Source organism: Nocardia pneumoniae NBRC 100136 (assembly GCF_000308755.1).
GTDB classification, from domain to species: Bacteria; Actinomycetota; Actinomycetes; order Mycobacteriales; family Mycobacteriaceae; genus Nocardia; species Nocardia pneumoniae.
Map to the genome: position 1 here is coordinate 1 of NZ_BAGF01000126.1, position 482 is coordinate 482.

The window sequence follows — 482 nt, forward strand, 5'->3', positions numbered from 1 at the left end:
GCCAACACGAACAACCGCGACGCCCCCCACCGATCCACCGCAGGCGTACCAAAATTATCCCCCGCCGTCACCAACACCGCCGACCGACCACGATCAGCCCCCAAAAAACACGCACCCAAATGCACCGCCGAGAAAAACCCGATACACCCATTACGAATCTCCACCGACGTCACCGGACGATTCACCGTCCGCCGATTCACATAATGCTGCGCAGACCAACCATCCGGACCCTGCGGATGCACATTCGTATGAAACACCCCCGCAACCTCCCCCACACCCACCCCCGAACCCGCCAACGCCCGACGACCCGCATCCACCGCCAAATCCGGCGCCGGCACACCACCCGCCACCGTCACCGACACCAACCCCGACCGCTCCGCCACCCCCGCATCCCACCAACCACACGCCACCGCCTCACCCACATCCACCACACCCACCTCAGCCGAACCCACACCAGCAAAAAACACACCATCAACCTTCAT

The 482-nt window shown here is 63.1% G+C and carries 1 protein-coding gene; it reads right to left on the reverse strand.

Features of this window, described 5'->3' with window-relative positions:
* Nucleotides 1–482: beta-ketoacyl-[acyl-carrier-protein] synthase family protein (locus ON34_RS37260; protein ID WP_505848673.1), on the reverse strand; the 482-nt coding region annotated here is incomplete at both ends.